The 24,153-nt window shown below is 44.2% G+C and carries 15 protein-coding genes; 10 read left to right on the top strand and 5 right to left on the bottom strand.

The annotated features are described in order from the left end of the window. Positions 1 to 27: 27 nt before the first annotated feature. From J3L18_RS12775 to J3L18_RS12760, 4 genes are all read left to right on the top strand, one after another. A complete protein-coding gene (locus J3L18_RS12775; protein ID WP_129568821.1) occupies positions 28 to 3,597 on the top strand; it encodes a VCBS repeat-containing protein in 3,570 nt (1,189 codons plus the stop codon). 139 nt (positions 3,598 to 3,736) lie between these two features. After that, positions 3,737 to 5,572, top strand: coding sequence for a 3-keto-alpha-glucoside-1,2-lyase-like domain-containing protein (locus J3L18_RS12770; RefSeq protein ID WP_129568820.1), 1,836 nt, complete (start codon positions 3,737 to 3,739; stop codon positions 5,570 to 5,572). 12 nt (positions 5,573 to 5,584) lie between these two features. Next, a complete protein-coding gene (locus J3L18_RS12765) occupies positions 5,585 to 7,549 on the top strand; it encodes a c-type cytochrome (protein WP_208102449.1) in 1,965 nt (654 codons plus the stop codon). A gap of 129 nt (positions 7,550 to 7,678) precedes the next feature. After that, complete coding sequence (locus J3L18_RS12760) at positions 7,679 to 8,455, top strand: 3-keto-disaccharide hydrolase (protein WP_129568819.1); 777 nt, start codon at positions 7,679 to 7,681, stop codon at positions 8,453 to 8,455. Between the two features lie 120 nt (positions 8,456 to 8,575). Here the strand turns inward: J3L18_RS12760 and J3L18_RS12755 are convergent, their stop codons facing one another. Both J3L18_RS12755 and J3L18_RS12750 read right to left on the bottom strand, forming a co-directional pair. Continuing rightward, positions 8,576 to 9,808, bottom strand: a complete 1,233-nt coding sequence (locus J3L18_RS12755) for an MFS transporter (RefSeq protein ID WP_129568818.1) — start codon at positions 9,806 to 9,808, stop codon at positions 8,576 to 8,578. 56 nt (positions 9,809 to 9,864) lie between these two features. After that, complete coding sequence (locus J3L18_RS12750) at positions 9,865 to 10,518, bottom strand: FadR/GntR family transcriptional regulator (protein WP_129568817.1); 654 nt, start codon at positions 10,516 to 10,518, stop codon at positions 9,865 to 9,867. Between the two features lie 184 nt (positions 10,519 to 10,702). Here J3L18_RS12750 and J3L18_RS12745 point away from each other — a divergent pair, with 184 nt between their 5' ends. The 5 genes from J3L18_RS12745 (at position 10,703) to J3L18_RS12725 (ending at position 19,205) form a co-directional block, all read left to right on the top strand. Next, positions 10,703 to 11,311, top strand: coding sequence for an RNA polymerase sigma factor (locus J3L18_RS12745; protein WP_176844464.1), 609 nt, complete (start codon positions 10,703 to 10,705; stop codon positions 11,309 to 11,311). Positions 11,312 to 11,359: 48 nt separating this feature from the next. Then, entirely contained in the window at positions 11,360 to 12,298 is a 939-nt protein-coding gene (locus J3L18_RS12740) for a FecR family protein (RefSeq protein WP_129568816.1), read from the top strand. A 111-nt stretch (positions 12,299 to 12,409) separates the two neighbouring features. After that, on the top strand, positions 12,410 to 15,763 hold the full coding sequence (locus J3L18_RS12735) for a SusC/RagA family TonB-linked outer membrane protein (protein ID WP_129568815.1): 3,354 nt from the start codon (positions 12,410 to 12,412) through the stop codon (positions 15,761 to 15,763). A gap of 33 nt (positions 15,764 to 15,796) precedes the next feature. After that, a complete protein-coding gene (locus J3L18_RS12730) occupies positions 15,797 to 17,311 on the top strand; it encodes a RagB/SusD family nutrient uptake outer membrane protein (protein WP_129568814.1) in 1,515 nt (504 codons plus the stop codon). 58 nt (positions 17,312 to 17,369) lie between these two features. After that, positions 17,370 to 19,205 carry an alkaline phosphatase gene (locus J3L18_RS12725; protein ID WP_129568813.1) on the top strand — a complete coding sequence of 612 codons (1,836 nt, stop codon included), beginning with the start codon at positions 17,370 to 17,372 and terminating at the stop codon, positions 19,203 to 19,205. A 92-nt stretch (positions 19,206 to 19,297) separates the two neighbouring features. Here J3L18_RS12725 and J3L18_RS12720 read toward each other — a convergent pair whose 3' ends face one another. Genes J3L18_RS12720 through J3L18_RS12710 form a run of 3 tightly spaced genes read right to left on the bottom strand, consistent with a single transcriptional unit; the run spans position 19,298 to position 23,203 of the window. Continuing rightward, positions 19,298 to 20,029, bottom strand: coding sequence for an MIP/aquaporin family protein (locus tag J3L18_RS12720; RefSeq protein ID WP_129568812.1), 732 nt, complete (start codon positions 20,027 to 20,029; stop codon positions 19,298 to 19,300). Between the two features lie 24 nt (positions 20,030 to 20,053). Continuing rightward, complete coding sequence (gene glpK / locus J3L18_RS12715) at positions 20,054 to 21,568, bottom strand: glycerol kinase GlpK (protein ID WP_129568811.1); 1,515 nt, start codon at positions 21,566 to 21,568, stop codon at positions 20,054 to 20,056. 54 nt (positions 21,569 to 21,622) lie between these two features. Continuing rightward, positions 21,623 to 23,203, bottom strand: coding sequence for a glycerol-3-phosphate dehydrogenase/oxidase (locus J3L18_RS12710; RefSeq protein WP_129568810.1), 1,581 nt, complete (start codon positions 23,201 to 23,203; stop codon positions 21,623 to 21,625). A gap of 152 nt (positions 23,204 to 23,355) precedes the next feature. Here J3L18_RS12710 and J3L18_RS12705 point away from each other — a divergent pair, with 152 nt between their 5' ends. Then, positions 23,356 to 24,120 (top strand): DeoR/GlpR family DNA-binding transcription regulator, encoded by a 765-nt coding sequence (locus J3L18_RS12705; protein ID WP_129568809.1) that lies wholly within the window; start codon positions 23,356 to 23,358, stop codon positions 24,118 to 24,120. The last annotated feature ends 33 nt before the right edge of the window (positions 24,121 to 24,153 follow it).

Raw genomic sequence — 24,153 nt, 5'->3', positions numbered from 1 at the left:
TTAAAGAATAAACCAATCCCCTAATTGATGAAGAAAATTTTATCCATCGTTATACTATGTTCGTCTGCCTTATTTTCCTGTAAAAAGACTTCACTTTTTCAGCAGGTTTCATCATCTCATTCGGGCATTCATTTTAAAAATGAGATCATCGAAAACGATTCGATAAACCCGTTAGACCTGGTGAATATTTACAATGGCGGCGGCGTAGGGGTTGGCGATTTTAATGGCGATGGTCTGCCCGATTTATACTTTACGGGTAATATGGTGGCAAGCAAGCTATATCTTAATAAAGGTGATTTTAAGTTTGATGATATTACCGATGCCGCGGGTGTAAATGGCGCGGGCCGATGGGGAAGAGGTGTTGCGGTAGTTGATATCAACAATGATGGTTTACCGGACCTTTACATTTGCAATACCATTGCCAAAGACTCGCTGAAAAGGCGGAATATACTATACGTTAACCAGGGAAAAGGCAACGATGGTATTCCTCATTTTAAAAATGAGGCTTCAGAATATGGTCTGGAAGCAGGCGCACAATCAACCATGGCAAGCTTTTTTGACTATGACAACGATGGCGACCTGGATATGTACCTTACAGTAAACAGCGCCACTGCAAGTTACAATCCTAATTTATTCGGTAATTCAAATTATACGGCAAATCATAGCCGGGGCAGATTGTACCGTAACGATTGGGATGGAAAATTACATCATGGCGTGTTTCATGATGTATCCGCACAGGCAGGTATTAACCTGGATGGTTACGGCCATGCAGCCACAACGGTCGATTTTAACAACGACGGGTGGAAAGACATTTACGTATCGGATGATTTTATATCAAACAACATCCTTTACATCAACAACCATGATGGTACCTTTACCAATCGTACCAAAGAATATTTTAAACACACATCCTACAACGCTATGGGGCAGGATGTTATCGATATCAATAACGATGGCTTGCCGGATGTTGTTGAACTGGACATGGATCCTGAGGACAACTATCGCAAAAAGATGATCCTCGGTCCCAATAGTTACCAAACTTATCAAAACTTTGATATTTATGGTACCCAGTACCAGTATGTACGCAATACCCTGCAATTAAACCAGGGGCCGCGTTTAGGGCAGAATGGTGCTATGGGCGTCCCTGCTTTTAGCGAAATAGGCTTTTTAAGTGGCATTGCCCAAACCGACTGGAGCTGGACACCGCTGATCACCGATTTTAATAATGACGGCTATCGGGACGTGATCGTAACCAACGGCTTCCCTAAGGATGTGTCTGACCACGACTTTATGACTTACCGCGAGCAGGCCTATGCCGTTACTTCCAAGCAAAAAGTTTTGGATCAAATCCCCGAAATTAAACTGCATAACTACGCTTTTGCGAATAATGGCAATCTCACCTTTACCGATGTGAGTAAGGATTGGGGCTTAAGCCTGCCTACTTTTTCAAACGGTGCAGTGTACGTGGACCTGGATAATGACGGGGCTATGGATATGGTGGTTAACAATATCAACGATGAAGCACTGGTTTACCGCAATACATCGCGAGATGATAAAAATAAGCTTGATAAAACCCACTACCTGCAAATTAGCTTTAAAGGTGATAAGCAAAATATTAATGGTTTAGGTGCTACGGCCGAGATATTTTACGATAAGGATAAGACACAGGTATATGAAAATGATCCCTACCGGGGATATATTTCATCGGTACAAAGTATAGCGCATTTCGGTCTGGGTAAAATTAACACAATAGATTCGGTCTTGATCAAATGGCCGAATGGCAAAAGAGAAAAGCTGGCAAAGCTAAAAGCAGATCAGTTAATAAAGGTTGATATAAAAAACGCTAATGACCCTTATTCCCTGGTTCAGCCGCAAATAGCCGCGAATGCTTTATTTAAAGAAATAACAGATTCCATAGGGATCCATTATACCAACAAGGGAAGCGGTTTTCTTGATTTTAATATCCAGAAACTACTGCCGCATAAACTTTCTGAGTATAATCCGGCTTTAGCCGTGGGCGATATCGACGGCAATGGTTTTGATGATTTGATCATTGGCGGCACCGCTTACGATCAGGCGCAGGTTTTTTTCCAGATGCCCGACGGCAAATTTAACCGCCGTAACCTGTTAACAGGCAATATTAATCCTGTTCATAACTTTCAAGATGAGGGTTTGTTGCTTTTTGATGCCAATGGTGATGGCAAGCTCGATTTATATGCAGCCAGTGGAGGTTACGAATTTGCAGCAAATGGCCCTGAATACCAGGACAGGCTTTATATCAATGATGGCAAAGGCAATTTTACGCTTACAACGGATGCTTTGCCTTCAAACCTCACCAGCAAACTTTGCGTACGGGCTTGTGATTATAATAAAGATGGCAAGCCCGACCTGTTTGTATCAGGAAGAGTTGAGCCATGGAAATACCCAAACCCGGTTTCGAGTTTTATTTTGCGGAACGATAGTGAAAATGGGCACGCAAAATTTACGGATGTTACACCACAGGTAGCCCCGGCTTTGAAAAACATAGGCATGATTTGCGATGCCCTTTTTACCGATTATGATAACGACGGCTGGCCCGACCTGGTCATGGCCGGCGAGTGGATGCCGGTAACATTCCTTAAAAATGAACATGGTAAGTTTGTTAATACCACAGTTCAATCTGGCCTGGGCAATAAGCTGGGTTGGTGGAACTCATTGGTGGCCGGAGATTTCAGGCATACCGGCCGCACGGATTATATTGTCGGGAATTTGGGCGAGAATAGCCTGATCAAAGCCAGTGACCAATATCCTGTTTACATTACAGCTAAAGAATTTGATAAGAGCGGCATCTACAGCGCGATTCCGTCTATTTTTCTGCCCGATCAAAACGGGGATAAAAAGGAGTACCCAATGTACGGTCGCGATGATATGCTGAAGCAAATGATCAGCATGAGAAAAAAGTTTACCAATTATCGCTCGTACGCCTTGGCAACTATGGATGAGGTGCTTTCACCCGAACAGAGGAGCGGGGCGTTGAGGCTGAAAGCTAATACCTTACAATCATGTTTTTTAAGGAATGATGGCAATGGTAAATTTACAGCTATCCCGCTGCCTGTTGAAGCCCAGGTATCGGTATTAAACGGTATGGAAACCGGCGATTTTGACGGGGATGGAAACCTCGATGTAGTTATTAATGGCAACGATTATGGCAGTGATGCTACTATCGGGCGTTATGATGCGCTTAATGGTTTAATGCTGAAAGGTGACGGCAAAGGCAACTTTAAGCCATTAAGTATTATGAAAAGCGGTATTTATATTCCGGGGGATGGTAAGGCCCTGGTTAAGTTCCGCGATAAAAATGGGCAGGTAATATTGGCCGCCATTCAGCATAAAGATGTTTTAAAAGTTTTCAGATCAGAAAATAAAACAAAAACTATCCCAGTCAAGGCCAATGATGTTTATGCACTGATTAAATATAAGAACGGCGATACCTCAAGGCAGGAATTTTATTTTGGCTCATCTTTTTTGTCGCAGTCGGCAAGGTTTATACAGCTTAATGATAAAATATTAAGCGTTACCGTTTTTGATGACAAGGGTAATCAAAGGCTTGTAAATTAGGTGTTTTGCCCCTGGTTGAAATTACACCGGAAAATGATTAAAATATTCGTAATCGATTGCGTAAATTAATTATCTTGCGGTGCTAATGTAAGGTCGACTATGCGCCTTAGCCAATAAACCATATTATAATTAAAAATCAATGCATTGCTTTAATCAATCTCCTAAACTCTTCGGCAGAAAAAAGTTTTGGATAGTATGTGTTTGCCTGTTGGGTTGCCAGCAACTCAGGGCGCAAAACACGGTACCTCTTACTGATCTTTCTTTTTTTGATAATCCATCATCCAATTGGAAAGTAGCGGCCGGCGCACAGGCTGATATTGCGCAGGATGAAGTTTTAACCCTTAAAGATGGTAGCGGGATTTTGGTAAACCTACCCGGCAAAAAGGGCGCAAAAGACCTGTTTACCAAATCTGTTTATGGCGATGCCGACCTGGAGCTTGATTATATGATGGCCAAAGGTTCCAATTCGGGTATTTATTTGCAGGGGCGTTATGAAATTCAGCTTTTAGATAGCTGGGGAACGGTGAACCCTAAATCGGGCGATAATGGCGGTATTTATGAGCGCTGGGATGATAGTAAACCTGAGGGGAAGCAAGGTTACGATGGCTATGCGCCACGGCAAAACGCAAGTCGTGCGCCGGGTTTATGGCAGCACATGAAAATTTCGTTCCAGGCACCGCGCTTTGATTTCAGCGGCCAAAAGATCAGCAATGCCAAGGTCCTTTACGTTTGGCTCAATGGTGTTTTGATCCAGGATAATGTTGAGCTTGCCGGGCCAACCCGCGGAGCTTTTGACAACAAGGAGGCCACTACCGGTCCGCTGCGTTTGCAGGGCGATCATGGCCCGGTAGCTTTCAGGAATATCAGGATAACCAGTTTTGACAAGCCTCACCCTACACTTTCAAACCTGAAATACGGGGTTTATAAAGATGGGGGTATTGAGGGAGATAGTTATAAGAACCTAAAACCCGAATCAGAAGGAACTTCGTCTGTATTATCATCAAATCAGGGCAAGCTTACCAATAATTTCCTAATCCGTTATACTGGCAGTATTCAAATTAAAGAAGCTGGTGAATACGTTTTTAAACTAAATGTACCGGGTGGTAAAGGCAAATTGCGTATTGACGGCGCTGATGCGGTTATGTTAACCGAAAACAGGGGCGAGGGCAAGGCCCAGTTACAACCTGGTGATCATCCGTTTGAATTACTCTACTCAAAAACTGTCGATTGGGTCAGGCCGGCTTTAGGGCTTACGGTATCAGGCCCGGGCATCCGCGAGTATTTATTGAGCGATGCCAATGTGAGCAACAATGATCCTGTTGATCCTATTTTGATTAATGCAACTTCAAATACTGTGTTACGGAGCTTTTCCGATTTACCGGGAGGTATCAGGGTTACCCATGGTGTAAATGTAGGCAGCCCTGAACTGTTGCATTACACTTACGATTTGGATAAAGGAATGATTGTAGAGATCTGGCGTGGTGGTTTCTTAGATGCCACACCTATGTGGCATGACAGGGGCGATGGCTCATCGCGCCCGGCTGGTTCTGTACAATACCTTGGCAAACCTGTACCCGCTATCGAAAAGCTGAGCGATGCAAATGCCGCCTGGGCTTTGGATACTGTAGGCACAGGATACAGGCCAAAAGGTTATGTTTTGAATGCCGACGATGTTCCTGCATTTAAGTACAATATTTATGGCACTTCGGTAAATGATGCCAGCAGTGTGATGGATAAAGGGCAAGGTATCCACCGGGAAGTAACGCTTGCCAATGCAGTAGACGGCCTGTTTTATCACCTGGCATCCGGCAATATCGAAACGCTTGGCAATGGATTATATGTCATTGACGATAAATCCTACTATATCCGTATTGATGATGCAGCGGGCGCCAAACCTGTCGTTCGTGATGCGGGAGGGAAGCAGGAGCTTATTATTCCTATCCAAAAGAAATTAACCTATTCTATCATTTTTTAAGCTGCCTTGATCATGAACAATACTTTAAAACAAATGATAAACAAAGGCACGTTTTTATTTACGCTTGTAATTATCGCGCTGTTAAGCGATATCAAAAATACCTTTGCCCAGGCCGAATCGCCTAAAGAAGATGACTTTTTTAAGATCATGAAAGTGCCCGCGCCTGAGGGTACTATCCTGGAAGTTGGCGGTTTGTGTACGCTGCCTAATGGCACCCTGGCGGTAACCACCCGTCGCGGAGATATTTTTATGGTTGAAAACCCTACAGGCCAGCACCCTTTCTTCCGTAAATTTGCTTCTGGCTTGCATGAGGTGCTGGGAGCTGCCTGGAAAGATGGGGCGTTGTACGTTGTTCAGCGCGGCGAATTGACCAAGCTGGTTGATACCAATATGGATGGCAAGGCCGATGTTTTTGAAACCATTTATGCATGGCCATTATCTGGTAACTATCATGAGTATAGCTTCGGTCCTAAAATAGCGCCCGATGGCTCATTCTTTGTGACTTTGAACCTCGGGTTTCCACCCGATTGGTGGCACCCGAAAAGCTTCGTGCCTTACCGGGGCTGGGCTTTAAATATTAAGGAAAATGGCACTGTTACGCCATGGGCAGCGGGCTTGCGTTCGCCTTGCGGTATCAGTATGATTGATGGCGAACTTTGGTATTCAGATAACCAGGGCGACTGGGTTGGTTCAGGTAGTATCATGCCGATCAAAAAAGGGGCTTTTATGGGGCATCCTTCAAGCCTGGTTTGGACGGGTTTGCCTAACTCGCCGCTAAAACTCACTTCCGAGCAATTCTTTGCCAAAAACAACCCCAGGATAGAATCTGATAAAAACGGCCAACCTGTAAAACCGCAGGATATTGTTAATGAAAAATTTAAAACGGAGTTTGAGGCTAAAAAAGAAATCCCTGAATTACAACTGCCCGCGGTGTGGTTACCGCATGGGATCTTAGGAATCTCCAACTCCGAAATTGTTAAAATTCCCGAAGGCGCATTTGGCCCTTTTGCCGGGCAATTACTGATCTGCGACCAGGGTCAAAGTATGGTTGACAGGGTGTTTTTAGAGAAGGTTAACGGCGAATACCAGGGCGCGGCCTGGGCTTTCAGAAGCGGTTTCCAGTCAGGCATAGTAAGGCTGGCCTGGTTACCTGATGGTTCATTGGCTGCAGGCGAAACCAACCGTGGCTGGGGATCTGCAGGGGAGGCCACTATGGGCTTGCAGCGATTGGTATGGAACAATAAAGTTCCGTTTGAGATGCGTGCTATCCGTGCAATGCCCGATGGTTTTGAGATAGAGTTTACCAAGCCGGTTGATAAGAAAGTAGCTGAAGATATAGCTTCATACTCTGTAGAAAGCTATATCTATAAATACCATGGCGTATATGGCAGTCCGCCGGTAAATACCGAAAAATGCCCGATAGCAGGTGTGAAGGTATCTGCAGATGGTTTAAAAGCGCGATTGATTGTGAATAACCTGCGTAAATATTATATCCACACCATTACGCTTGCAGGTATCCGCGATAAGGAAAACTATTTCAATTTAGTTCATCCAACGGCTTATTATACGTTGAATAATATCCCCGGAGGGCAAAAACTTTCCATGACGGAGGTAAGCACGATAAACTCCGCCAAAGCCGCAGCTGCGGCCGATCTGAAAAAGGGCGTCGCCGGCAAAAAAGCTGCTACGGCAAAATCTGCTGCAGGATTAAACGCGGTTCCTACTTATGCTGAGGTGCAGCCGATCCTGCTGAAAAATACCTGTCTTTCATGCCATAACGCTACAAAAAGACAGGTTGGTCCGGCTTACGTGGATGTAGCCAAACGTAGATACAGCGTGGCCGAATTGATCCAGCTGATCCGTAGTCCGAAGCCCGAACACTGGCCAGATTATTCAACACCTATGCCACCTATGCCACAGGTTACTAAGGAAGATGCCCGTAAGATAGCTTTATGGATCAAATCGCTGGCTAAATAAAGCTGAAAGCCGAATGCTTAAAGCAAAAAGCTAAAGACCCAGTATTAAAAGTTTTCAGCCTTTAGCTTTAGGCTTTCAGCTAAACATGAATAGTTATCTGATTATTTAACCCTGATCAATTGTTTTAAAATGAAACGCAAACTTATTTTCACTGCTTTATTAGCAGGCTGTTCTTTAACAATATTCGCGCAGCAAAATGCCAAGCCGGAGGATACCGAGATATGGTCGCCGGTGCCGGCTGTAGTTACCCCTGGTAAAACTCTGGGAGATGCACCTTCTGATGCCATCATTTTGTTTGATGGCAAAAACCTCGATGAGTGGGTAGCCACCAACGACAGTACATCAAGTCATAAATGGAAGGTGGATGATAAAATTATTACGGTAGATAAAACGGCAGGCGATATCCAAACAAAACGCAAATTCATGGATTTTCAGTTGCATATTGAATATCGCATCCCATCAAACATAACCGGCAGCGGACAAGCACGCGGTAACAGCGGCATTTTCCTGGCAGCCCTGCCATGGGGAGCCGGCGGTTATGAGTTGCAGGTGCTTGATAACTATAATAATAAAACCTATGTGAACGGGCAGGTGGGCAGTTTATACAAACAAGCCATCCCCCTGGCAAATGCTTGCCGCAAACCCGGCGAGTGGCAAACCTACGACGTAATCTGGACAGCACCCCGTTTTAATGAGGATGGTTCATTAAAATCGGCCGCCCGCGCTACCGCAATTCATAATGGTGTGTTGGTTCAAAACAATACCTCATTAATAGGAGATACCCCGTATATCGGCAAGCCGGAATATCGCAAGCATGGTGCTTCGCCAATTAAGCTGCAAGCTCATGGCGATAAAAGTGAGTCTATCAGTTATCGTAATATTTGGGTAAGGGAATTGGATAAGTAAAACAAAAATATGTCATATTGCGAGCGCAGCGCGGCAATCTCGTAGCCAGTGCGTATCCGCTCTGTACAGCTACGAGATTGCTTCGTCGTTCCTCCTCGCAATGACATGATTTTTTAAGCCTTAAATCTTCACCATCTTCTTTCCTTCAATATTAGGTAGCAAACCAGTGAAAATACCTATTAGCGGCAAATAAGCACAAATCTTGAACACATAATTGATACTGGTTATATCTGCAACTTTACCCAATACGGCCGATCCTAAACCGCCCATGCCAAAAGCCAGGCCGAAGAATAAGCCCGCTATTAAACCTACTTTTCCCGGAACCAGTTCGGTAGCATAAACTAAAATTGCCGAAAATGCCGATGAAAGGATTAGCCCGATAAATACCGATAAAACACCCGTCCAAAATAGCGATACGTAGGGTAGGAGCATGGTGAAGGGCGCTACACCCAATATCGAAATCCAGATGATGTATTTACGGCCAAAGCGGTCGCCCAGTGGCCCGCCGAATAATGTTCCGGTTGCTACTGATCCTAAAAACATGAACAGATAAATTTGTGATTGCTGAATGCTTAAGTGGAACTTATTGATCAGGAAGAAAGTATAATAGCTGGTGATGCTAGCCAGGTAAAAATATTTGGAGAATATAAGCACCAGCAAAATACCCAGGGAGAATTTTACCCTCCTTTTGGAGATATTCAACTGAACGGTTTCTTTAGCATTTTTGTTTTTTGCATTAAAACTGAGGCGTTCGGCATACCATTTAGCTATGCGGAGCAACACCAAAATTCCGGCGAAGGCGATAAGGCAAAACCAGATCACGTTTGATTGTCCGTAAGGGATCACGATAAGAGCTGCAAGCAGCGGTCCAATAGCGCTGCCGGCATTACCACCCAGCTGAAAAATAGATTGAGCCAGTCCTTTTTTTCCTCCCGATGCTAAATGTGCCACCCGGGATGACTCCGGGTGAAATATGGATGAGCCAATACCAATAAGACTTACGGCCATCAGCATAATATAAAAGTTGCCGGCAAAAGAGGCAAGCATCAGTCCGGATAGAGTGAAACCCATGCCAATTGCCAATGAATATGGTTTAGGTTTTTTATCGGTATAAAGACCTACAAATGGCTGCAAAATAGAAGCAGTAATTTGATAGGTGAAGGTGATTAACCCTATTTGATTAAATTTAAGACTAAATCTTTGCTTGATAAGCGGATAGATAGACGGTATAACCGACTGTAGCATATCATTGATAAAGTGTGCAAGGCTTATTGTAAACAAAATTGAATACACTGTTTGCTGAACCAATTTTTTAGGTTCGGGGATAATAGTTGTTGGCGATGTAGATTTCATTAGCGACAGATTAAATTATAAAACATTATATCATCAGATGAATTTGATGAAATTTTTTAATATTGATGAATTTCGATAACGGTATTCCAGGCCTGTTTCGAATCGCAATCGAGAATGTTTTTCAGGAGCTTTTCGTGAAGGTGCTGGGTTTCGATAAAAATGCGCGTGTCAGGGTGGATTTCAGTGAACCAGTTTTTTAAATGTACGGCTGCCGTTTTATATAGATCGCTCAGGATCTCGTTTTTTGATGCTTCGGCAATAGCGATGTGAAATTTAACATCAGCGTCAATACACTCTTCCAATAGTCCGGCTTCGGCAGTTCTGTTTCTGGTTTCTAAATGGCTTTTCATGTTAAAAATATCTTTTTGCGAGCGGTTTATAGCAGCTTTCTCGGCTATTTTCATCTCCAGTAATTGTCTTACCTCATCAAGGTCCTGAGAGCGGGCACGTTTTAAACGGGCTTCCATAGGCTCAGGATTACTGGCTGTGCGTTCCACAAAAGTCCCCGCACCCTGCTGGCTCCTGAGCAAACCCAATTGTACCAGGCTTTTAGTTGCTTCGCGGATGCTTGAGCGGCCAACGCCAAACTCGGCCATGAGTTCGGGTTCGGTAGGCAACTTATCGTTTACCCGGTAATGGCCGCTGCTTATCTGTTCCTTCAGCTTTTCTGCAATCTCTTGTGCCAGCGATCTTTTAATAATTTTGCTCATTTGTAAATCATCAGATGAATTGCAAAGGTATAGGTTTGTTTGCGAAATAAAAGTTATTTTGGGGGCAAAATCTATTTTTAAAAAATAGTGCCAATTATTAGCCTGTGTTTTCTAAAGCATTAATATATATTTAAATTTAGCTTAACATTAGTGCCGTTACTTTGATGCCATAAAAATACCCCTTGTGAAACAATATTCGGATGCACAACTTCTACTTGAACTGCAGGGCGGTAACGATGGTGCATTCCGGGAAATTTATGAGCGTTATGCGGATAGGTTGATTGCCTTCGCGTTAAAGAAAACCCAAAACGAGGATGAAGCGATGGATATGGTACAGGAGCTATTCCTTTCCATATGGAAAAATCGTAATACCATCCAGGTAAATGGTGCGCTTGAAGCCTACCTCATGGTTTCTGTTAACTACATGAGCTATAAGTGGTACAAAAAGCAAAGCATCAAACCTCGCCCGTTAGATGATGTTTCCGAAATACAGGAAACTTATGAACACAGTACCGACCAAAAACTTTCCCTTGCCGAATTGCACTTGTTGATAGACCAGGAAATTGCGGATATGCCCGAAAAGATGCGCCAGGTGTATTTGTGCAGCCGCGAGCAGGATATGACCGGCCCGCAAATAGCCGAATTTTTAGGCTTATCGCACCAAACCGTGCGCAACCAAATTAGTAATGCTTTAAGCAGATTGAAGAAATCTGTTCAGAAGTATTACGATGTCATCCCCTTTGATAATTACAGCAGATTTTTGCTGTTGATAATTTTTTTCAAAAAGTTATAGTACACTCCTCCGTCTCGGGTCACTTATCAGGTATAAAGCCCCTGTTAGGTGAATCAAAGAGAAATAGAAAAACTACTCAATAAGTTTAACGCTGGCAAATGTACCGACGAGGAATTGCAGCTTTTACAACAACTGATGCATAACCTTGACATGGACGCCAAAACCGGCGACAATGTTAAAGCCCTTAAGCAGCCGCTTTGGGAACGTATAGAAAAACAAACTATAGATAAAGGTAAAGTCCGCAGGCTAAATACCACCTGGTTAAAAGTAGCTGCGGCTGTTTTGGTAGCTGTATGTGCCGGACTGTTCTATTCAAAATTAGCTACTCATAAAAATGAGCAAATTGCTTACCAGGTAATCACTGCCCCTAAGGGCAGCATGAAACAGGTAATGCTGCCAGATAGCTCAACCGTTCAGTTAAATGCAGGCACATCGTTAAAGTTCCCGGTTAGTTTTGGCGATACGAAAAGAGAAGTAACGCTGATAAATGGCGAGGCGTTTTTTGACGTGAAACATGATGTGAAGCGGCCATTTATGGTGCATGCCGCAAAAGTTATTACTCAAGTACTTGGTACATCGTTCAATATCAAATTTTATAAGGAGCTGCCCGACATACAGGTTTATGTGAATAGCGGGAAGGTAGAGGTGCATGATCAGCGCCATACATTGGGTTTTTACACACCCAGGCAGCAGTTAACCTATAACAAACAACATGAAAGCTTTACGCGCCAGGAACTAACGGCTGATCATTCGCTGAGCTGGATGCATGAGGAGTTGATACTGGATAATGCGTCATTTAAGGAAATTACCATTTATCTGCAAAACCGCTATAACGTGAATTTTAAATACAATGAAAAACGATTGGCGCAGCAGCATTACTCGGTTAGGTTTTCAAATAAGTTGAATATCAGACAGGTGCTGGATATACTCCAGTTTATTGACGGCCGAAAGTATAAGTTAAACGGAGATACGGTAAATATTAGATAACAATATAAAAAGGAAAACCAATGCCTGCTCCAACAGGCACTGGCTCAATTAAGTGTAGCTGCCAAAACTAAAAGCCAACAGGCAGTTACTAATCACTTTAAAAACAAATGTATGGAAAAATCTTTAACCCGGATTTCAAGAAGATTAATCTCAGCAATTTTATTGCTGGTAACAACCCTGACGGCAGTATTGCCCTCACGCGCCTTCGCCGAGCGTAGTGTGTCGCTGATGGATCAGCCGGTAACCGTAAAGTTTGCCGATGAAACCATGGATGCCTCGCTCGAGAAACTCAAAAAAGCGGTAAATACCGTTGCATTTAACTACAAGATGGATGATGTGGCCGCGGTAAAAGTAAAGGCAAATTCATTTGTTAACAAACCATTAAAAGATGTGCTTAACGCTTTAACTGCCAATACACAATTGGAGTACCGCGAAAAATACGGCACTATTATTATCTCGCACAAAAAGGTGGTACGTGCACCCGAAAAAATTACGGTGACCGGAACAGTGAACGATAAGGACGGTCCGCTGGCCGGCGTGGCTGTACGCAGCAAAACTTCAACTGCCGCCACTTCAACCGACGTTAATGGTAATTTTAAAATTACTGTTGAAAAGGGCGAGGTGCTGGTATTCAGTTTTATCGGCTACAAGAGCCGCGAAGTTGCCGCCGGTCAATTTCCGCTTAGCATTACTTTAGAAGCTGACGTTACCGGTTTGAACGCCGTAGTAGTGGTAGGTTATGGCACACAAAAAAATACCGACGTAACCGGTTCGGTAGGTTCATTAAAAGTTAGTAATGTTAAAGATCGTTCGGTAGGTTCGGTGACTGAAATGCTGCAGGGACAAATTGCCGGTGTTACAGTTTTGAACGAAGGTGGTGACCCAACTTCGGGCCCAAGCATCAGGTTACGCGGTCAAAGCTCTTTCAATAATGAAGGTCCGCTGATGGTTGTTGACGGTACCATTTATAACGGCGGCCCCATCGATCCTTCGGACATCGAATCTATCGACGTATTGAAAGATTCATATGCTGCCATCTATGGTGCCAAGGCTGCTGGTGGTGTAATTTTGATCACTACCAAACGCGGTAAACAAGGTAAAACCAATCTTGACATTACCGCAAAAGGCGGCGTACAAAACGCCTTGAAAATATTACAGGCCTTAAACGCTGCCGATTATGCAGATGCTATAAATACTGCTTATGATAACGCAGGCAAAACCCGCTTACCTGCATTTGATGGTACTATAAACCCTGATTCGCGCGTAACCCGTACCAACTGGACAGATGCCTTGTTCAGAACAGGTTACATACAGGATTATAACTTGAATATCAGTGGCGGCAGCGAAAAATCTACCTTTTATATTTCAGGAGGCTATCGTAAAAATGATGCGATCCTGTTAAATACCAATGCTATTCGCTACAACTTTCGTGTAAACTCTGATCATCAGATCAACAACTGGTTAAAGATTGGCGAAAGTTTCTCTTATTCATATAACAACGGACAAGGTGCCAATACTACAAGTGCTTACACCGGTGCTATTTTATCAGCTATATTTTACCCTCCAAACGCTTCTATCTATAATGCCGATGGCAGCTTTGGTGGTGTGCCCGCCCAATATGCAGGTTCATATGGTGACGTAATTAACCCGGTTGCTTATTTAAAACGTTTGGACAACAGCGATGCTGTAAATAGCTTTAATGTCAACCCTTATGTTGAAATTAACCTGATTAAAGGTTTAAAATTTCGCTCAAATCTGGGGGTTACTAAGAACTCTGAAACCATTAAAAACTTTAGCACAAGGGTATTGGAGCCCGGTAAAAAGTTTTTTGATAACTTCCTTTTCCAGGAGCAAAACAATACACGCACTATCCTGGCCGAGCAAACTTTAAACTTCGACAGGACTTTTGGTAATCATCACGTAAGTGCTTTGGCAGGTTATACTTATCAGAATGATACCCAGGAGTTTTTTAGCGTTAACACAGATAACTACCTGAGCGAAGATCCTGCTTATCGTTATATCATCAACGGTAGTCTTAACCCAACAGGCGTACCGCTACAAGGCAACAAGAACGAATCTGCTTTGATCTCATACCTGGGCAGGATCGGTTATGATTATGCCGGTAAATACTTTGTCAACGGTATCATCCGTCGTGATGCTACCTCATTATTATCAAGCAGCAACCGTGCTGAAGTTTATCCTGGCGTATCGGCTGGTTGGTTAATTAGCAAGGAATCATTTTTTCCTACCGATGCTCTGGTATCATTTGCTAAGTTAAGGGCAAGTTACGGTCAGTCGGGTAACCTTGCAGGTTTACCAAGCTTCCCAACTTCAGTTTCGTTAACCAAAACTGCCGGTTATTTAGGTAGCCCGGCTACAGCTATTACAGGTTCGGCTGTTGATGGCTTGGCTAACCTTAATCTTAAATGGGAAAAAGCTACACAAACCGATATTGGTGTTGATTTAGGCCTGATGAACGGTAAGATCAATGTTACTGCTGATGTGTTTCAGAAAAGAAATACCCGTTTCCTGTTCCAGCCACCGGTTGCAGCTGTTTATGGCGTGTCAAACCCTCCGTTTGTTAACGGTGGTCAGATCACCAATAAAGGTATTGAGTTAGCAGTTAAATACCAGGGTAGCGTTGGTGAATTCCATTATAATTTAGCAGCTAACGGATCATACATCAAAAATAAAATTGATAACATACTTCCAGGTCAGCAAACCATCCTTTCTGGTCCAACAGTAAGAGATAACCTGGTGCCTGTGTGGTTACAACAGGGGTATTCTTTGTATTCGTTCTTTGGATACAAAACCGCGGGCTTATTCCAATCGCAGGATGAGGTAAATAATTATAAAGGATCTTCGGGTACGCTTATTCAACCAAATGCAAAACCAGGCGATATCAAATTCCAGGACCTTAATAATGACGGTAAAATAACCGAGGCCGACAAAACTTACCTGGGTACACCTTTCCCTAAAATTAGCTATGGTTTTACGGCAAACTTTAACTATGGCCCGTTTGATATGAGCGTATTTTTGCAAGGTGTAGCAGGTAATAAACTTTTCAATGCTGTTAAATACACAGGTTTAAATGCATCTATCCAAAACTATAACCTGCTGGCCGACGCTAAAAATGCCTGGACACCAACCCATACAAACACCAATATCCCGCGCTTATCTGCAAGTGATGCAAACGGCAACTTTGGTAACGTATCTGACTTTTATGTTGAGAACGGTTCATACATGCGTATCAAAAACGTAACGCTTGGTTACACACTGCCAAAAGCGCTGATGACTAAAATTGGTGTACGCAGCGCCCGCATTTTTGCCAACGCGCAAAACCTGGCCACATTTACCAAATACAGAGGTCTTGACCCCGAAGTTGGTATCAACCAAAACGGCGTTGATTTAGGCTTGTACCCACAGGCAAGGATTATTTTAATAGGTGTTAACGTAGGCTTATAATTAATCAGGAACCACAATTAAGAAGATATAGAGATGAAATTCAAAAATATAATTAGCAAAGGCTTAATGGGTGCAATGGTTATTGCACTGGCCCAAAGCTGTAAAAAAGGCACTTTAGATAATATTAAACCAACCGGTACGCCAACCAGTACAAACTTCTGGAAAACTGCTGCCGATGCCCAGGCAGCGGCCAATGGTTTGTATGAGAAACAAAGTAACAGCGAAGATCTTTACGGTCGCGGTTTCTTTTGGTTCATTAATGCCAGCGATGACATGGTTGTTGGCCGTACATCTGCCGATAGGGAAAATATCAAAAACTTTATCTGTACCGGCAACGAAAGCAGTATTTACGCTCCATGGCAACTGCATTTTGTAGTGATGAAACGTGCTAATGACGTCATCAACAACGTGCCGAACATCAACATGGACGCAGCGACCAAAAACTTTATTTTGGGCCAGGCTTACTTCATACATGCTGTAATGCACCTGGAAATTGCCGATCTGTACGGATCGGACAAACAAGGCGCTCCTTTGCAAAATCGCGCTAATCCGTTAGCGTTCCCGGCGCAATTGCCTTCAGTTAAAGATAACTACGCTTATATTGAGGCTGATTTGAAAAAGGCGACTTCTTTACTGCCTTACTTTGATAAGCTTGCTGCTGCCGATAAAGGCCGCGCTCATAAAACTGCTGCTTATGCTTATTTGGCTAAAACTTACCTGCATGCTAAGGATTACGCTAATGCCGAAAAATATGCCGACTCGGTTATCCTCAGCGGAAAACATGCTTTGCTAAGTAATTATGCTGATGTGTTCAAGATCGCCAATAACTATAGCTCTGAGTATATCTGGTCGGTTGCAAGTAACCTGAATGGTCAGAGTATTTTGCCTGGTGCTATGTTGGAGAACAAAGGCTGGGGTTTATATAACGGCTTCGGTTATTATCAGCCAACCAAAGAATTGGTTGATGAGTTTGAAGCAGGCGATAAAAGGCTTCCGGCTACTATCCTGCAAAAAGGCGATAGCTTCCAGTATTTCGGTCAAACTTATACTTACCCAATTGGTGGTAAAAGCAACAGCTTAACTGGCTACCAGTTTAATAAATATATGGAACCGTTTAGCTATGCAGGTGGTATTCACGTAAGCCCTAACGGCGATGAACCATCTACAGATTTAAACGTGCCATTATTGCGTTATGCCGAGATCTTGCTGATTAAAGCCGAAGCGCAGATCATGCAGGGCAAAAACGGTGATGCCGCGCTTAACCAGGTGCGTGTACGTGCAGGATTGCCCCCGATTACTAATGCCACAATGGCAAACCTCAAACACGAACGCCGCGTTGAATTGGCCGGTGAGTGGAGTGATCGTAACTTTGACCTGGTACGCTGGGGCGATGCACAGGCAATTTACGCAAAACCGTTACACGGTTCGGATGGCTCAGTTGTGTGGAAAGCTCGTAACTTTGACCCGGCGAGGGATAACGTTTGGCCAATTCCGCCAAAAGATATCCAGATAAGCCAGGGCCAGCTGAAACAGAATGCCGGCTGGTAATTGACATATTGAAACTTACAAAACCGGGCACAGCCCGGTTTTGCTATATCTATACCAAATGAAAAAAAGTACTACCCTAATTACGCTGGCAGCGCTGCTGGCAAACGCCGGCCTCACGGCCAATGCGCAGGTTAAAAACTACACCGTAGCCGACGCGCACTCCCATAACGATTACAAAAATAACATCCCTTTTTACCGGGCCTATGAAAAAGGTTTCGGTTCTATCGAGGCCGACTGTTATGCGGTTAATGGGCAGCTGATGGTGGCTCATGATAAAAAAGAGATTGACGCTAAACGGTCGTTGAAAATCTTGTACATCGATCCGCTGATTGAAAAATTTAAACGCGACCCTCAGCGCCATTTAAGGCTGCTCATCGAAATTAAGGAAGATCATAAGGCGGTATTGCCCTTGGTGATCAAAGAACTGAAACCGTTAGAACAATATTTTGATTATGAAGGTCACCCGGGGAGGTTATCGATAGTGTTGACAGGAGCAGTGCCCCCTGCGGCAGAGATGACCAATTATCCGGCCTGGATCTCTTTTGATGTTGACCATATGAACGGTTTTACTCCGGCGCAATGGAAAAAGATTGGCATGGTAAGCTTTCCGTTTGGTAAATATATGCACTGGAATGGTAAAGGTGTATTGAATAACGAAGAGATCTCGAGGATAAAAGCAGGGATCGATAGCGTACATAACTCCGGTAAAAAGGTCCGTTTTTGGGAAACTCCTGATACCAAAAGCAGTTGGCTGGCGCTGATCCGTTTAGGCGTTGATGTAATTGGAACTGATAAAATCGAAGAACTTGGCGATTTCCTGAACAAGAAGCCAGCAGGTGAATATACCGCGCCACAAGAGTATGGCATTTATAAGCCAACTTATAAATCGGACGGTGCGGTTAAGAAAGTAAAAAACATCATTTTGTGTATCGGCGATGGCATGGGCTTATCGCAGATCTATTCAACCTATACTGCCAACCGCGGCCAGTTGAATATTTTCCAGATGCTCAACATTGGCTTTTCAGTAACTAATTCTGCCGATGCTTATATCACTGATTCGGCTGCAGGAGCCACCGCTTTTGCATCAGGCCAAAAAACTAACGACAGAGCAATAGGCGTTGACCCAGCAGGTAAACCATTGAAATCATTGGCTGATTACAGCGCCGAAGCAGGCAAAAAGACTGCCGATATTGTGGCCTGTGAATTGACAGACGCTACCCCCGCGGCTTTTTATGCGCACGACTCGGAGCGGAGCCATTCTACAGCAATCGCCAGTCAAATTACTTCATCTCCAATTGATATTTTCTTAGGCTCATCATATAAAGATTTTATCTGGCCGGTTAATGGCGAGAGCACTGTTGATAAAATGAAGAAGAGGGGTTACACGGTTATCCGCAATTTTGATGAGTTTTTGAATAGTTCGGCGCCTAAAATCCTGGGTTTGATGGATGATAGCGTAACTCGCCCGAAAATGGAGGGTAGGGGGAATTATCTGCCGCTGGCATTCAATAAAGTAACCCAAACGTTCAAAAATGCCCCTAATGGTTTCTTTATGATGATTGAGGGTTCGCAGATTGACCATGGCGGTCACGCTAACAACTTAAAACAGGTGATCACCGAAAATAGCGACTTTGACCGTGTTGTTGGCGATGCTCTGAAATTTGCCGACGAAGATGGCGAAACCCTGGTAATTGTAACTGCCGATCATGAAACAGGCGGCTTAACCCTGCTTGACGGCAGTATCAACGATGGTTACGTATGGGGCGATTTTAGCACCAATGATCATACCGGTACCCCGGTTCCGGTATTTAGCTACGGCCCGCATTCGCTGGATTTCAGAGGAGTTTACAGCAATACCGAGATCTTTAACAAGATTAAGTCGTTGTTGCAGTAGTAGCACATTGATAGCTGCCGTAGCTTAACAGAGCTTTTAAAGCCTAACGAAGCCTTTAAAACTTCGTTAGGCTAATGCTGTTTTGATGATATTTATAGCTTAATTGAAAGATACAATACAGCAGCAATGGAAGCCCCAACCAATGGGCCGATAATCGGGATCCATGCATAAGCCCAATCGCTCGTTCCTTTGCCTTTTATCGGTAATAGCATATGCATAAAGCGCGGCCCAAGATCACGGGCCGGGTTGATAGCATAGCCGGTAGTGCCTCCTAATGACAAACCGATTACCCAAACCAGTAATGCTACCGGGATAGCGCCTACTGAGCCCAGGCCAATAGGGGTTTTAGCAGGCGTGATTTCGGCACCGGCTATGTAGAAAATGGTGAAGAGCAATACAAAAGCACCAATTATTTCGCTGGCAATGTTTGATATGTAATTACGTACGGCTGGCCCGGTGCAAAATACGGCCAAAATAGAAGCAGGATCATTTGTGCGTTTAAAATGATCGTAATACATTACCCAAACTAAAAATGCACCGATACAAGCGCCCGCAAACTGTGCGATAATGTATGGCACAACGTTTGCCCAGGCAAACTTACCCGCAATGGCGAGGGCTATGGTTACAGCAGGGTTAAGGTGCGCGCCGCTATACGGACCGGCAACAACTACCCCTACAAAAACGGCTAATCCCCAGGCAGTGGTAATTACTATCCATCCGCTGTTATTTCCCTTGGTATCTTTTAAAACTACGTTGGCCACTACACCATCACCCAATAATATCAGGAGCATGGTGCCTATCAGCTCGGCTACAAATGGAGACATGTTAAAATATTTAAAAGATGGATATTAAATAACTGTTACAGGATGCCCGGAATTTGACCAGCATTGAGCCGTGCTTACCGCACGTTTCCAACCCGCAATGCCCGATTTGACTTCATCAAGATCGTCAGCCGGAGTAAATTCCGCTTCGGCGGCCCACAAGTGCTGAATTTCGGCTATATCTTTCCAATATCCTACAGCCAGTCCGGCCATATAGGCTACACCAAGTGCTGTAGTTTCGGTAACCTCGGGCCGGATCACTTTACAGTTTAATACGTCTGATTGAAACTGCATCAGCAGGTTATTGGCTGTTGCGCCGCCATCTACACGCAGTTCTTTTATCTCCATGCCTGCATCAGCTTCCATCGCTTTAAGCACATCCATGGTTTGGTAGGCTATTGATGATAATGCGGCCCTTGAAATGTGGGCTGCTGTAGCACCCCTGGTTAAACCAACTATAGCCCCCCGAACTTCCGGGTCCCAGTAGGGGGCACCCAGGCCAGCGAATGCAGGGACAAAGTAAACACCCGCGGTATCTTTTACTGATGTGGCCAGCTTTTCAACATCAGCGGATGTTTTGATAATGCCCAGGCCATCGCGCAGCCATTGTACTACCGCGCCGCCTATAAAAATGCTGCCTTCAAAAGCGTAGGTGATTTCGCCGTTTATTTTCCAGGCGATGGTGGTAAGCAGGTTGTTTTTTGATTTGATAAACTTATGCCCGATATTCATCAGCATAAAACAGCCTGTGCCATAGGTGTTTTTAACCATAGCTTTATCAATACACATTTGCCCGAATAAAGCCGCGTGCTGATCTCCTGCTATGCCTGCTATCGGGATCCGTTGCGCAAACAAATTATTGGCGGTTTGTCCGTACAGCTCGCTTGACTGTTTTACTTCGGGCAAGATACTTTTTGGGATGTTGAACAGTTGTAACAACTCCTCGTCCCACTGTTGTGTGCGGATATTGAACAGCATGGTACGGCCGGCATTGGTTACATCGGTAGCGTGTACTTCGCTGCGGGTTAACTGCCAGATGAGCCAGCTGTCAACCGTTCCAAAGGCCAGTTCGCCGGCTTCTGCCTGCGCTCTAGCACCTTCCACATTATCCAGGATCCATTTAACTTTTGAGCCGGAAAAATAAGCATCGATTACCAGGCCGGTTTTATCGCGGATCATTTCGCTATGACCGTTTTGTTTTAGCTCATCGCAAAAGGCAGCAGTGCGCCTGTCCTGCCAAACAATGGCATTGTGGATGGGTTCGCCGGTTTTGCGGTTCCATACTATGGTGGTTTCGCGTTGGTTAGTTATGCCTATAGCTTTGATATTGCCGCCGCCAAGGCCTGCTTTCGCGATGGCCTCCACGGCTACTGCTATCTGCCCAGCCCAAATCTCGTTAGGGTCATGCTCAACCCAGCCGGGTTTGGGAAAATGCTGCTTAAATTCTTTTTGTGCCGAAGCAATAATTTTGCCTGCATGATCAAAAATTATGGCCCGTGAGCTGGTAGTACCCTGATCGAGCGCTAAAATGTATTCCTGCATAATTTGGTTTGGTTTACCTTGGTTTATTTGTTGAATATCACATTAAATTTTATTTTAATGTGGTGTTAGTATATAATTTTTTGCTGTTTCGTTAAATGCTTTAACCTGTGCCGTCTCCCATGCAGCATCTTTCCCCAATTCGCCGGCCATGAGGTGTGCTACTTCGGGAGCCATTTCGACAGCCAAACGGGCATCTAAAAAAAGCACACGGGTACGGCGGGCCAATATATCTTCAACGGTGCGCGCCATTTCATTTCTTACCGACCAGATCACTTCGCCCTTAGTGTAGCTACCTTCGGCATGAACAAGGTTTTTCCAGTTCGGATTCTCTTTGTACAAAGCCAAAACGTTTTCAATATCGGCACCATAAACAAACATTGGGTTTGTGCGGTCGGGGTTGGGGCGACTGCCATGGATAGATAAGGAGGCAGTTTTACACGGTATATTATTTAGACCGCCAACCTCAATTGCTTTATCAACAATATCTTCTGCCATTTTGCGGTAGGTGGTCCACTTGCCGCCTGTTATGGTAATTAACCCTGATGCGGAAACGATCAGTTTATGGCTCCGAGAAATTTCCTTTGTTTTTGAGGATCCATCCTGTGGGGCAGCAAGTGGTCGTAAGCCTGCAAATACACTTAAAACATCTCTACGGGTAGGGGCTTTGCTGAGGTATTTGCCGGCGGTTCTTAATATAAATTCCACTTCTTCATCCAAGGCTACAGGTTCCAGGCTGTGCGAGTCGATAGGGGTATCCGTAGTACCTATTAATAATTTCTCATGCCACGGAACCGCAAAAAGCACGCGCCCGTCTTCCGTTTTAGGGATCATCAGGGCATCATCCGCCGGTAAAAATGAACGGTCGAGCACAAGGTGTACACCCTGGCTTGGCCTAACCATCGGTTTTTTCTCCGGCGTATCCATTTTTAGTACGTCGTCAACAAATACGCCGGTAGCATTGATCACCGTTTTTGCTTTTAATTGATAGCTGTTGCCGGTTTCAATGTCGGTAGCTTTTACGCCCGTAATTTTGTCGTTTGTGTCTTTGGTCAATCCGGTTACTTTAAAGTAATTCAGTAAAGTTGCGCCTTGCTCAATGGCTGTTTGCGCCAGGTTAATTGCAAGCCGCGAATCATCAAATTGCCCGTCATGATAAACAACACCACCGTGAAGCCCTTTTTCCTGTATGCCGGGCAAACGTTTAATGGTGTCTTTTTTTGAAATATGCTTTGCTCTGCCAAAGCTTAGTTTACCGGCGAGCAAATCATAAAGGCTGAGGCCGATAGTATAAAAAACACCGTCCCACCAGGAGTAATTGGGGATAATGAAACTTTCGTTTTTTACAAGATGTGGAGCGTTGTTCAATAATAGTCCCCGTTCGCGTAAAGCTTCACGCACAAGGCCTATATCGCCCTGTGCTAAATAACGCACCCCACCATGAACCAGTTTGGTAGCGCGGCTCGATGTTCCTTTGGCAAAATCGGCTTGTTCAAGTAATAACACAGCGAAACCGCGCGAAGCTGCATCAACTGCAGCGCCAAGCCCCGTAGCCCCGCCGCCTATGATGACCAAGTCCCAGATCTTTTCGGTATCGTTAAGGTGGCTGAGGTTGGCCTCTCTTGTAAATTGATTCATTTTGTTCCGATATTTATTCAAAAATACAAAATCGAAATAAAATAAAACTAAATGAAATGAAAAATAATTTTATTTGGTTACATTTGGCTAACACGGAGCACAGTGAGCTTTGCAAAACATTACAGTCAATTTTTCTGTTTAATTTAGCGATTATGAGTAAAAACACCGACCGGCATAAGTTTATCCTGCAAAAAGTTGATACAGATGGTTTTGTAAATGTGCAGGACCTGAGCCATCAGCTAAGCGTTTCGGAAGTTACCATCCGAAAGGACCTGAAACTTTTGGAAGATAAAAGCCTGCTTTTCAGAACGCATGGTGGTGCAAGTAAAACAAACCCTTATGCTAATGACAGGCCGGTGGCCGAAAAGGAGAAACTGAACGGCCCCGAAAAAAGAAAAATTGCCGCAGAAGCAGCGATAAGGTTAGATACCAATGATTCAGTTATCATAGCCTCCGGCACTACGATGCTTGCCCTTGCCCGTGCCATGCAGCCCAATAAGCATCTTACGGTAGTCACCGCAGCTTTGCCGGTAGCGCTTGAACTTTTGCAGCATCCGCAGGTTGATATTGTTCAATTGGGCGGGCAAATGCGAAACACATCCTCATCGGTAACCGGTAATTATGCCGAACTGATGCTGGATGATATGTTATGTGGCGTATTGTTTTTAGGAGTAGATGGTATCGATCCTGACATAGGATTGACTACCACAAATTTATCCGAAGCCAGGCTCAATCAAAAAATGATCAATGCTGCTCAAACTACCATTGTGTTGGCCGATAGCACCAAATTTGGTAAGCGGGGCCTGGCCAAAATTTGTGCCCTTGATCAAATCAATGAAATTATTACTGATAGCGGTATAAGCCCGGCAATGCTCAATATGCTGGAAGAAAAGGGGGTGAAGGTAACGGTGGTATAAATGGTTAAGCTTTGTCTTTGTGTTGGAAAAGGG

This window comes from Mucilaginibacter gossypii, assembly GCF_017569325.2.
Taxonomy (GTDB): Bacteria; Bacteroidota; Bacteroidia; order Sphingobacteriales; family Sphingobacteriaceae; genus Mucilaginibacter; species Mucilaginibacter gossypii.
This window is presented reverse-complemented; position numbering and strand designations above follow the sequence as displayed.

Coding starts and splice junctions, on each gene's coding strand:
- J3L18_RS12775 (WP_129568821.1), top strand. CDS start 28: ATGAAGAAAATTTTATCCATCGTTATACTATGTTCGTCTGCCTTATTT.
- J3L18_RS12770 (WP_129568820.1), top strand. CDS start 3,737: ATGCATTGCTTTAATCAATCTCCTAAACTCTTCGGCAGAAAAAAGTTT.
- J3L18_RS12765 (WP_208102449.1), top strand. CDS start 5,585: ATGAACAATACTTTAAAACAAATGATAAACAAAGGCACGTTTTTATTT.
- J3L18_RS12760 (WP_129568819.1), top strand. CDS start 7,679: ATGAAACGCAAACTTATTTTCACTGCTTTATTAGCAGGCTGTTCTTTA.
- J3L18_RS12755 (WP_129568818.1), bottom strand. CDS start 9,808: ATGAAATCTACATCGCCAACAACTATTATCCCCGAACCTAAAAAATTG.
- J3L18_RS12750 (WP_129568817.1), bottom strand. CDS start 10,518: ATGAGCAAAATTATTAAAAGATCGCTGGCACAAGAGATTGCAGAAAAG.
- J3L18_RS12735 (WP_129568815.1), top strand. CDS start 12,410: ATGGAAAAATCTTTAACCCGGATTTCAAGAAGATTAATCTCAGCAATT.
- J3L18_RS12730 (WP_129568814.1), top strand. CDS start 15,797: ATGAAATTCAAAAATATAATTAGCAAAGGCTTAATGGGTGCAATGGTT.
- J3L18_RS12725 (WP_129568813.1), top strand. CDS start 17,370: ATGAAAAAAAGTACTACCCTAATTACGCTGGCAGCGCTGCTGGCAAAC.
- J3L18_RS12720 (WP_129568812.1), bottom strand. CDS start 20,029: ATGTCTCCATTTGTAGCCGAGCTGATAGGCACCATGCTCCTGATATTA.
- glpK (WP_129568811.1), bottom strand. CDS start 21,568: ATGCAGGAATACATTTTAGCGCTCGATCAGGGTACTACCAGCTCACGG.
- J3L18_RS12710 (WP_129568810.1), bottom strand. CDS start 23,203: ATGAATCAATTTACAAGAGAGGCCAACCTCAGCCACCTTAACGATACC.
- J3L18_RS12705 (WP_129568809.1), top strand. CDS start 23,356: ATGAGTAAAAACACCGACCGGCATAAGTTTATCCTGCAAAAAGTTGAT.